We start from the raw sequence: 9,165 nt of genomic DNA, 5'->3' as shown, positions 1-9,165 counted from the left end.
GCCGAGCCCGAGCATCGAGCACCGCCCCGACTCCCCGAACGAACCTCGCGGACTCCGCGGCAACCGTGCGCCCGCCCAGCAGCACAAGGTCGATGTCCAGCAGCCCCACAAGGTTCGCGGCCCCTTCCCCAAGGACACGCGCGGCCTCGTCCACATCCCCCCGGGCCACCGCCGCGAGGCACAACGCCTCGACGCACCCCCGGTTGCCGCAGGAACAGGGCGGCCCGTCCAGCTGAATGACCTGGTGCCCGAACTCACCCGCCCCGGTCCGGGACCCACGATGCACGGCCCCACCGAGGACGAGCCCGGCCCCCAGCCCCGTACCGAGATGGAGGTAGGCGAAGGCCCCGGCCTCACCCCCGACCGCCAGCCCGAGCGCAGCGGCGTTCGTGTCCTTGTCCAGCACGACCGGCACTCCGAGCCGCCGAGCGAGCGCATCACGCAGCGGAAAGCCGTCCCACTCGGGAAACCCGGTCACCCGGTGCAGCACGCCATGCGTGTGATCGAGAGGCCCGGGCATGGCGACACCGACCCCGAGAACGGTGGACGCGGCACTTCCCAGCTCCGCCACCACCTCCCCGAACTCCGCCACGACCACGTCGAACACGGCGTCCGCCCCGGCCCCCAGGTCCAGCGGAGCACACCGCTCCCCCACGACCGCGCCGGTGAGATCGACGAGTACGACCCGCAGCTCGTCCCGGTCGAGATGCAGCCCCACCGCGTGCCCGGCCTCCGGCACCAGCCGCAGCACCGTGCGCGGCTTGCCGCCGGTGGATGCCTGCCGCCCGGCCTCGGTCACCAGCCCGTCCTCCCGAAGACGGGCGGTGATCTTGCTGACGGCCTGAGGCGTCAGCCCCGTACGCTCCGCGAGTTCGAGGCGGCTCATCCCCGTACGCCCGGCCCGTCGCAGCAGATCGAGCAGCAGGGCGGCGTTGTGACTGCGCAGCGCGAGCAGGTTCACCCCGCCGCCCACCCGGGCCGCTCCGGAACCAGCCCCGATCCCAGCCACTCGGATCCCCCCTGTTTTGCGTGCGTCCACACCCCCATTGTCCCCCGCGCTTGCACTTTGGCAACAGCGTTGCTTAAGTGGATGGCATGACTGGTACAGGCACTGGCACCTCCCTCGGCGAGGGCCCCGTCCGCGCGGCCCCCTTCCGCGTAGGCCTCGTCGGCTACGGCCTCGCGGGCTCCGTCTTCCACGCCCCGCTGATCGCCGCGACCGAGGGCCTGACCCTCGACACGGTGGTCACGTCGAACGCGGACCGGCAGCAGCAGGCGAGGGACGAGTTCCCGGACGTACGGATCGCGGCGACCCCCGACGAGCTGTGGCCGCGCGCCGACGAGCTGGACCTGGTCGTCATCGCGTCCCCGAACAAGACGCACGTCCCGATCGCCACGGCCGCCCTCAAGGCGGGCCTGCCGGTCGTCGTCGACAAGCCGATCGCGGGCACGGCCGCGGACGCCCGCGAGCTCGCCGCCCTCGCCGACGAGCGCGGGCTGCTGCTCTCCGTCTTCCAGAACCGCCGCTGGGACAACGACTTCCTGACCCTCCAGAAGCTCATCACCGAGGGCGGCCTCGGTGACGTCTACCGCTTCGAGTCCCGCTTCGAGCGCTGGCGCCCCGAACTCAAGGGCGGCTGGCGCGAGTCCGGCGATCCGGCAGAGGTCGGAGGTCTGCTGTTCGACCTCGGCAGCCACGTGGTCGACCAGGCGCTGGTCCTCTTCGGCCCGGCGGCCACGGTGTACGCGGAGTCGGACGTACGCCGCGCGGGCGCCGAGGCCGACGACGACACGTTCATCGCGATCACGCACACGAACGGCGTCCGCTCCCACCTCTACGCCTCCGCGACGACCGCCCAACTCGGCCCGCGCTTCCGCACGCTGGGCTCGAAGGCCGGTTACGTGAAGTACGGCCTCGACCCCCAGGAGGCCGCCCTGCGCGACGGCGAGCGCCCGGTCGCGGGCAAGGAGAAGGAGTGGGGCGTCGAGCCCGAGGAGCTGTGGGGCCGCGTCGGCTCCGGCGAGTCCCCGCTGACCGGCGGCGGAACCCCGGTCCCGACCCTGCCCGGCGCGTACCCCGCGTACTACGCGGCCGTCGCCGCCGCCCTGAGCGGCACCGGCGAGAACCCGGTCACGGCCCTGGAGGCCGCCGCCGCCCTGGACGTCCTGGAAGGCGCGCGCCGCTCGGCCCGCGAGAACGTGACGGTGTCCCTGTGAGCGCCCCCACCGCACCGACCACCGCACCGACCGTCGCCGAACTGGAGGAGCAGGAGCGCCGCCTGACGCTCCCTCACTTCACGTACGACGACGCGTGGGCCCTCGGCACGCTCCTCGTCGAACTGGCCCGCGAGCGCAACGCCCCCGTCGCCATCGACATCCGCCGGGCCGGCCAGCAACTCTTCCACGCCGCCCTGCCGGGCTCCACCCCCGACAACGACGCCTGGATCGACCGCAAACGCCGGGTCGTCGAGCGCTACGCCGCCTCGTCCCTCCTCGTCGGCACCCGCTTCCGAGCCAAGAACACGACGTTCGAGGACTCCTCCCGCCTGGACCCCGACGTCTACGCGGCCCACGGCGGAGCCTTCCCGATCACGGTCGAGGGCGCCGGAGTGATCGGCACGGTGGTGGTCTCGGGCCTCCCCCAACTGGAGGACCACGCAATGGTGGTAGAGGCGCTGGAGCACTTCGCGGCAACGCTTTAAGGCGCCGGGGGACTTTTTGGGGGCGCGGGGAACTGCGCAATCTTTTAGCTTTTCAGGGGCGCGGGGAACTGCGCGACCAGCCACGACGACGGACCCGCAGCCGACAACGCGCCGCAGTCCCCCGCCCCACCCGGCGGAGCGCTACGCCGGCTTGAACTCCTGCCGCTGCCGCCCCAACCCCTCGATCTCCAACTCCACGACATCCCCCGCCCGCAGGAACGGCTTGGGCTCGGGCATCCCCAGAGCAACCCCCGCCGGCGTACCGGTGTTGATGACGTCTCCGGGATAGAGAGTCATGAACTGACTCACGTACCGCACGACTTCGGCAACGGGGAAGATCTGGTCGGACGTACTCCCGTCCTGCCGCAGCTCCCCGTTGACCCACAACTTCAGCCCCAGCCCCTGCGGGTCGGGAACCTCGTCCGCCGTCACGAGCCACGGCCCGAGCGGGTTGAACGTCTCGCAGTTCTTCCCCTTGTCCCAGGTCCCGCCCCGCTCGATCTGGAACTCCCGCTCGGACACGTCGTGCGCCACCGCGTACCCGGCGACATGCGCGAGCGCCTCCTCGTGCGAGCCGAGATACCGGGCCGTACGCCCGATGACGACGGCCAGCTCGACCTCCCAGTCGGTCTTCACCGAGCCGCGCGGCACGAGCACGGTGTCGTACGGCCCGACGACCGTGTCCGCCGCCTTGAAGAAGATCACCGGCTCGGCGGGTGGCTCGGCGCCGGTCTCCTTGGCGTGGTCGTGGTAGTTGAGGCCGATGCAGACGACCTTGCCGATCCGGGCGACCGGCGGGCCGACCCGCTGCCCGTCCGCGTCGAGCACGGGCAGTTCCCCGGCCTCGGCGGCGGTACGGATCCGGCCGAGCGCCGCGTCGTCGGCGAGCAGCGCCCCGTCGATGTCCGGCACGACGCCCGACAGGTCCCGCAGGACTCCCTCGGCGTCGAGGAGCGCGGGCCGCTCGGCCCCTGTCGTACCGACTCGCAGCAGCTTCATGATCACAATCTCCCTTGATCGCGGGCGGCCCGTCCGACAGGTGCAGCCATCGGAGGACTGGTCGATCGTCCAAGGTCGGCGTCCAGTCCGCAAGACCCGGTTCACGGACTGGACCGTAACCTCCCACCCGGACCGGCCGGCACCCGAGCTGATGAATCCCTGCCGCGTCAGCCGAGTACGGCGGCGGCCGGCGCGGCCCCCGGCATGTCCCGGTACAGCACGGCCCGCTCGATCGCGCTCCACGTCGTACTGGTCACCACGTACAGCGCGGCGGCGAGCGGCACCACCGCCACGGTGAACAGCGTGAGGAACGACATCAGCGGCATGACCTTGGTGATCGCGCCGAGCCCCGGCACCTGCTGCGCGCCCTGGTCGCCGCCGGCCGCGGCCACCGGAGCACTGGCGGCCATCATCCGCTTCGTACGCCGGTAGTTGAACGTGGCGACGGCCGCGACGATCACGAACAGGGCCAGGTACACCAGCCCGGCGCCCCCGAGGACCCCGCCGTCGCCGAGGGCGTCCGCCCACCGACCGCCGAGCGGCGCTGCGAAGAGCTGGTGGGCGAGCAGGGAGTTGGCCTCGCCGCCGATCCGCGAGTTCGAGAACAGGTGGTAGAGGAGGAAGAAGGCCGGCAGCTGGAAGAGGCTGGGCAGGCAGCCGGAGAGCGGCGAGACCTTCTCCTTGGCGTGCAGTTCCAGCACCGCCTTCTGGAGCTTCTCGGGGTTCTTGCCGTGCTTCTTGCGCAGTGCGGCGATCTGCGGCTGCAGGGCGGCCCGCGCCCGCTGCCCGCGCGCCGAGGCCCGGGACAGGGGATGCACGAGGAGTCGTACGAGCGCGGTGAACAGGACGATCGCGGCTGCCGCCGCCGAAGCCTGGAAGAGCGGTTCGAGCAGTTCGGCGAGCCCCTCGACGAGGCTCGCGAAGGCGGACATGAAGGAGGAGAAGAGGGAAGAGAAGCCGGACATGGATGAGCCCTCCGTGGGTCTCGTCGTGCCGAGGAGATGAGACGTGACGTACGTCGGCATGACGACCCGCGCGGGGGTCTGCTGAGGTTCTCCGGAAATCTCCTGGGGACGCTCCGAGAGCGTCCTGAAGACCCGCGGACGCTCTCAGAGCATCCGAAGAGTGGTCCCCTACGCGGCCGTCAGGAGGGAACGGCCGGGTGCTCGGGGACGCCTGCGCCCCCGGGCGTCGGGGTCGCGCTGCGGCAGGAACGCCGTGCGCCGCTCACGGTCGCGAATGGCCGTACGGACCCGTGTACGGGGTACGGCGGGCGCGAGCCGGGAGGCGATGAGGGAACAGGCGGCGAGCGCGGACCCGGCCGCGGCGGTCGCCGCGAACGTGACGGCGACGGCTCCGGCGAGGCTGCCGGTGTCGAGGAGCGCCACCTGAAGGAGGAGGACGAACAGGAGAACGGCGGGCTTGAGCTGCGCCCAGGTCCGTGTCATCGGCTGCCCTCCCTCCGGTTCTCTTCGCGCGGTCTCGCGCGGTCTCGTTCTGGCTCACGCGGTCTCGCGCTGTCTCGCTCTGTGCTCTCCTGCCGTTATACAGGATCCGCCCCCGGGAGCGGCTGCCGCCGGTGAGCAGCACACCCCGGCCGCCGCGCATCCCGGCCACCGCACTCCTTATTCGGCTCCGCGAAAAATCCGCCGCGGAAGTTCCGGCTTCGAGGAACCACGGACTCCGCCGGAGTCGTAGTACCCCAGGGGCATAGTCGCTACGCTCCCTGCGGGGGAACACGCTTACGTGTGTGGGGAGTTGGGGGTGTTGCGGGTGTACCGAAGACGCGTCCGGCTGTGTGTCGGCGTCTTGGCCACCGGGCTGATACTGGCCGGCTGTTCGGGGGGCGGTGGCGACGGAACCGCCAAGCCCGCCGGGTCCGGACCCACCGGCTCAAAGGGCCCGACCGCGAGCGGTGACACCCGCTCCAGTCCGGCCCCGAGTCCCAGTGCCACGGGCCTGGACTTCACCCCCGATCCCGGCCGCGCGCCGAAGACCCGCGCGGAGGCCCTACGCCTGGCCCGCGCCATCGCGGCGGCGCCCGCGAGATGGGGCCCCGGATTCGTCAAGCGCAGCCCGTACGAGAGTGACCCCGCCTTCCGGCCCGTACTCGACACGGACTGCGTCTGGCAGCTCAAGCCGCTGCCCGCGACTGTGCTCGCCACCCTCACCCGCTACAGCGAACTTCCCGCGGAGGACGGCAAGGGCCCCATTCGCGTCGCCGCCGTCGTCACCGTGCACCGGACCGTGAAGGACGCCGACTGGGAGATGGCCGGAACGCTGGAGGAGGCGCTGCGCTGCCCCGACCAGCAGCTCCGCCAGGGTGAACGGATCACCGAGCTGGGTTCCCTGGGCGCGGGCTTCGGCCTGATGGGCAACCTGACCGCCGAGGACATGCTCACCGAGGGCGGCAAGTACTACAGCGACGAACTCGGCGGCCCCCACCACTACTACTCGACGCAGAGCCGAATGGGCCAGGTCACCGTCGCCGCCTTCGGCAAGGGCTCCAAGGGCCGGTCCATGGACGAGGTCAACACCGCCCTCCTGCAAGGGGCGGGCGCCATGGTGAGTGCCGCCGAAAGCGAGCTGGGGGCATCAGAATGAGCGAACCGCTGCTCCCCACCGACCCCGCCTCGATCGGCGGCCACCGGCTGCTGGCCCGCCTCGGCGCGGGCGGCATGGGCGTGGTCTACCTCGGCCGTACGGAGGCCGGGGCGCTGGCCGCCGTCAAGGTCATCCAGGCCGAGTACGCGCACGAGCCGGACTTCCGTGCCAGGTTCCGCCGCGAGGTCGAGACGGCCCGCCGGGTGACCAGCCCCTGGGCGGTGCCGGTCACCGGCGCCGACCCGGACGCGGACGAGCCCTGGCTGGCCACCGCCTTCGTACCCGGCCCCTCGCTGGAGGAGGCGGTCGCCCGCCACGGCCCGCTGCCCACCCGCAGCGTGCGCGTCCTGGGCCGGATGCTCGCCGCGGCGCTGCGCGAGGTGCACGCCGCCGGTCTCGTACACCGCGATGTGAAGCCCGCCAACGTCCTGCTCGCCGTGGACGGCCCGCGTCTCATCGACTTCGGGATCGCCCGCGCGACCGACGAGACCGCGATCACCTCCGCCGACATGGTCGTCGGCACGCCCGGTTTCCTCTCCCCCGAGCAGGCCGAGGCGCGCGGTGCGGCGGTGGGCCCGGCGAGCGACATCTTCTCGCTGGGCTGTCTGCTGGCGTACGCGGCGAGCGGCCGTCCGCCGTTCGGCACCGGCACGGCCGACGCCCTGCTCTACCGCACGGTCCACGACGAACCCGACCTGTCCGGCATCGATGCCGAGGAAGACATGGAGGACACGGGGGGCGTCGAGCTGCTGACGCTGCTGCGGCTGTGCCTGGCGAAGGACCCGGCGGACCGTCCGACGGCCGAGCAGATCGGCACGGTGCTGCTGGTCGAGGACTCGGTCCCCGAGGGCGGGCAGATCGACTGGCTGCCCGAGGACATCGTACGGATCATCGCCGACCGTTCGGCCGAGATGCTGGCGCTTCCCGACATCGAGCCGACCGTCGCGGAAGCACCGGAAGTACGGGAAACACCAGAGGACGCGCAGCCGGCGTCACCCGGCCGCCGACGGCTGCTCCTGGCCTCCGGCGCGGCGGTGCTCATGGCGGCGGGCGGAACCGCGGCCTGGGCCGTCCTGCGCGACGAGGACAAGGGCCCATCGGCGTCGGGAGCCCGCCGCTGGGCGATCGGCGTACAGGCGGATCTGAGCGGGACCCGTCGCACGGCGGGCCAGGGGCAGGAGCGGGGCGCGCGGCTGGCGGTCGAGCAGTTCAACTCCCGTAAGGACAAGCCCTTCGAGCTCACGCTGAAGACCTCTGACGACGGCGGCAGCGCGGAGCGCGCACCGGCCGCGGCCAAGAAGCTGATCCAGGACGAGGACGTGCTCGCGGTGCTCGGCCCGAGCAACGACGAAACGGCCCAGGCGGTCCTCGGCACGTACGACGAGGCCCTGCTGCCCCTGCTGTCGGTCACGGTCGGAGGGCTGATCCTGACCTCGAAGGAATACCGGTCCTTCCTGCAGTGCCGCGCCTCCGACCCGATCCTCTCCATGGCACTCGCCGTCCGTCTCGCGGGGCAGAAGGGGGCGCGGCTGCCCGGGCTGCTCCAGGACCGCACCGCGCAGACGTATTCCTGGGATTCCGCCCAGAGCACCACCCTCATGCTGCGCAGCCATGGCCTCCCGCCCTACCCCCGGGTGATCCCGGCGGACACCGAGGACGTCGAGCCCGTCGTCACCGACATGCTGCGGGCCGGGATCGACTCCTTCGTGTACTCCGGCTACGCGCCGGGCGCGGCCCGGGTGGCCCGAGCGCTGGCGACGGCCGGCTTCGACGGGCCGCGGCTCGCGCCGCAGGCTGTACTCGACCCGGAGTTCCTGAAACGGGCCGGGGAGGCGGCCGAAGGCTGGCTGATCTCCTCGTCGTTCGTCGACCCTTCCGCCGTACCGGCCGCGAAGGCCTTCACCACCGCCTTCCGCAAGCGCTACGACGCCACGCCCGGCTACTACGCCGCCGAGGCGTACGACACCGTCAACCTCGTCCTCCAGGAGTTGCTGAAAGCCACGAAGGGCAAACGGCCGCCGGGGCGCAAGGAACTGGTGGGCCTGCTGCGCAAGAGCCGCTACAAGGGAGTCACCAAGGAGTTCACGTTCAGGCCGACGGACGGCCAGTTCACCGGCTGGGGCGTATCCCTGCACCGGGTCGAGGGCGGCCGGTTCCGCTACGTCGGCGAAGCCGCCTCCAGGGTGTAGTGGTGAGCGAGGCGCAGGCGGAGGGGCGCGCGGGGTCCTCGGGAGTGCGCGCGCTCAGGCCGGGCGACCCGCCCTTCGTCGGCGGCCACCGGTTGCTCGGCCGGCTGGGCGCGGGCGGCATGGGCGTGGTCTACCTGGCCCGTTCGACGGGCGGGGCGCTGGTCGCACTGAAGGTGATCCGCGCGGAGTACGCGGCCGACCATGGCTTCCGGGCCCGCTTCCGGCGCGAGGCGGAGGCGGCGAGCGGGCTCACCGGACGGTGGGTGGTACCGGTCACCGCGGCGGAGCCCGAGGCCCGCGAACCCTGGCTGACGACCGCCTTCGTACCGGGCCCGTCGCTGGCCGAGGCCGTCGCGCTGCACGGGCCGCTGCCGGAGCGTACTGTCCGCGCGCTGGGCGCCCGGCTGGCCGAGGCGCTCACCGAGGTGCACGCCGCGGGCCTGGTGCACCGCGACGTCAAGCCGGGCAACGTCCTGCTCGCCCTGGACGGCCCCCGGCTGATCGACTTCGGCATCGCGCGCTCCACCGGTGCCACCGCGCTGACCGCGAGCGATGTGGTGATCGGCTCGCCCGGCTATCTCTCGCCCGAGCAGGCCCGCGGGCAGGGCCGTGACATCGGCCCGCCGAGCGACGTCTTCTCGCTGGGCTGCGTCCTGGCGTACGCGGCGACC

At 72.3% G+C, this 9,165-nt stretch carries 9 protein-coding genes; 5 read left to right on the top strand and 4 right to left on the bottom strand.

Features of this window, described 5'->3' with window-relative positions; translation table 11 throughout:
- Positions 1-1,009 (bottom strand): ROK family transcriptional regulator (locus AOK17_RS31500; RefSeq protein WP_055615979.1); only part of this gene is annotated, 1,009 nt, incomplete at its 3' end.
- An 86-nt stretch (positions 1,010-1,095) separates the two neighbouring features.
- On the opposite strand from AOK17_RS31500, the gene AOK17_RS31495 reads away from it, so the two are divergent.
- Together AOK17_RS31495 and AOK17_RS31490 are read left to right on the top strand one after the other, a co-directional pair.
- The gene (locus AOK17_RS31495) at positions 1,096-2,217 is read left to right on the top strand and encodes a Gfo/Idh/MocA family protein (RefSeq protein ID WP_055615975.1); all 1,122 of its coding nucleotides are present in this window, start codon (positions 1,096-1,098) and stop codon (positions 2,215-2,217) included.
- Entirely contained in the window at positions 2,214-2,702 is a 489-nt protein-coding gene (locus AOK17_RS31490; protein ID WP_055615974.1) for a heme-degrading domain-containing protein, read from the top strand. Before AOK17_RS31495 ends, AOK17_RS31490 begins: the two co-directional genes overlap by 4 nt.
- Positions 2,703-2,843: 141 nt before the next feature.
- On the opposite strand, the gene AOK17_RS31485 is transcribed toward AOK17_RS31490, so the two are convergent.
- The 3 genes from AOK17_RS31485 to AOK17_RS31475 all read right to left on the bottom strand — a co-directional run bounded on the left by AOK17_RS31485 (position 2,844) and on the right by AOK17_RS31475 (position 5,149).
- Positions 2,844-3,701 (bottom strand): fumarylacetoacetate hydrolase family protein, encoded by an 858-nt coding sequence (locus tag AOK17_RS31485; RefSeq protein ID WP_055615978.1) that lies wholly within the window; start codon positions 3,699-3,701, stop codon positions 2,844-2,846.
- A gap of 167 nt (positions 3,702-3,868) precedes the next feature.
- On the bottom strand, positions 3,869-4,633 hold the full coding sequence (locus tag AOK17_RS31480) for a YidC/Oxa1 family membrane protein insertase (protein WP_055615977.1): 765 nt from the start codon (positions 4,631-4,633) through the stop codon (positions 3,869-3,871).
- A 201-nt stretch (positions 4,634-4,834) separates the two neighbouring features.
- Positions 4,835-5,149, bottom strand: coding sequence for a DUF6412 domain-containing protein (locus AOK17_RS31475; RefSeq protein WP_055615973.1), 315 nt, complete (start codon positions 5,147-5,149; stop codon positions 4,835-4,837).
- Positions 5,150-5,474: 325 nt separating this feature from the next.
- Between AOK17_RS31475 and AOK17_RS31470 the strand changes: the two genes are divergently transcribed.
- From AOK17_RS31470 to AOK17_RS31460, 3 genes are all read left to right on the top strand, one after another.
- Positions 5,475-6,305, top strand: coding sequence for a hypothetical protein (locus AOK17_RS31470; protein WP_055615976.1), 831 nt, complete (start codon positions 5,475-5,477; stop codon positions 6,303-6,305).
- Positions 6,302-8,494, top strand: a complete 2,193-nt coding sequence (locus AOK17_RS31465; protein WP_055615972.1) for a bifunctional serine/threonine-protein kinase/ABC transporter substrate-binding protein — start codon at positions 6,302-6,304, stop codon at positions 8,492-8,494. The genes AOK17_RS31470 and AOK17_RS31465 overlap by 4 nt, the downstream gene beginning before the upstream one ends.
- 44 nt (positions 8,495-8,538) lie before the next feature.
- A partial coding sequence (locus tag AOK17_RS31460; protein ID WP_157881438.1) for a serine/threonine-protein kinase occupies positions 8,539-9,165 on the top strand: 627 nt, incomplete at its 3' end.

Source organism: Streptomyces phaeochromogenes (assembly GCF_001418655.1).
Classification (GTDB): Bacteria; Actinomycetota; Actinomycetes; order Streptomycetales; family Streptomycetaceae; genus Streptomyces; species Streptomyces phaeochromogenes.
Note: the sequence above shows the minus strand (reverse complement) of the source record. Positions and strands in the feature narration are given on the sequence as shown.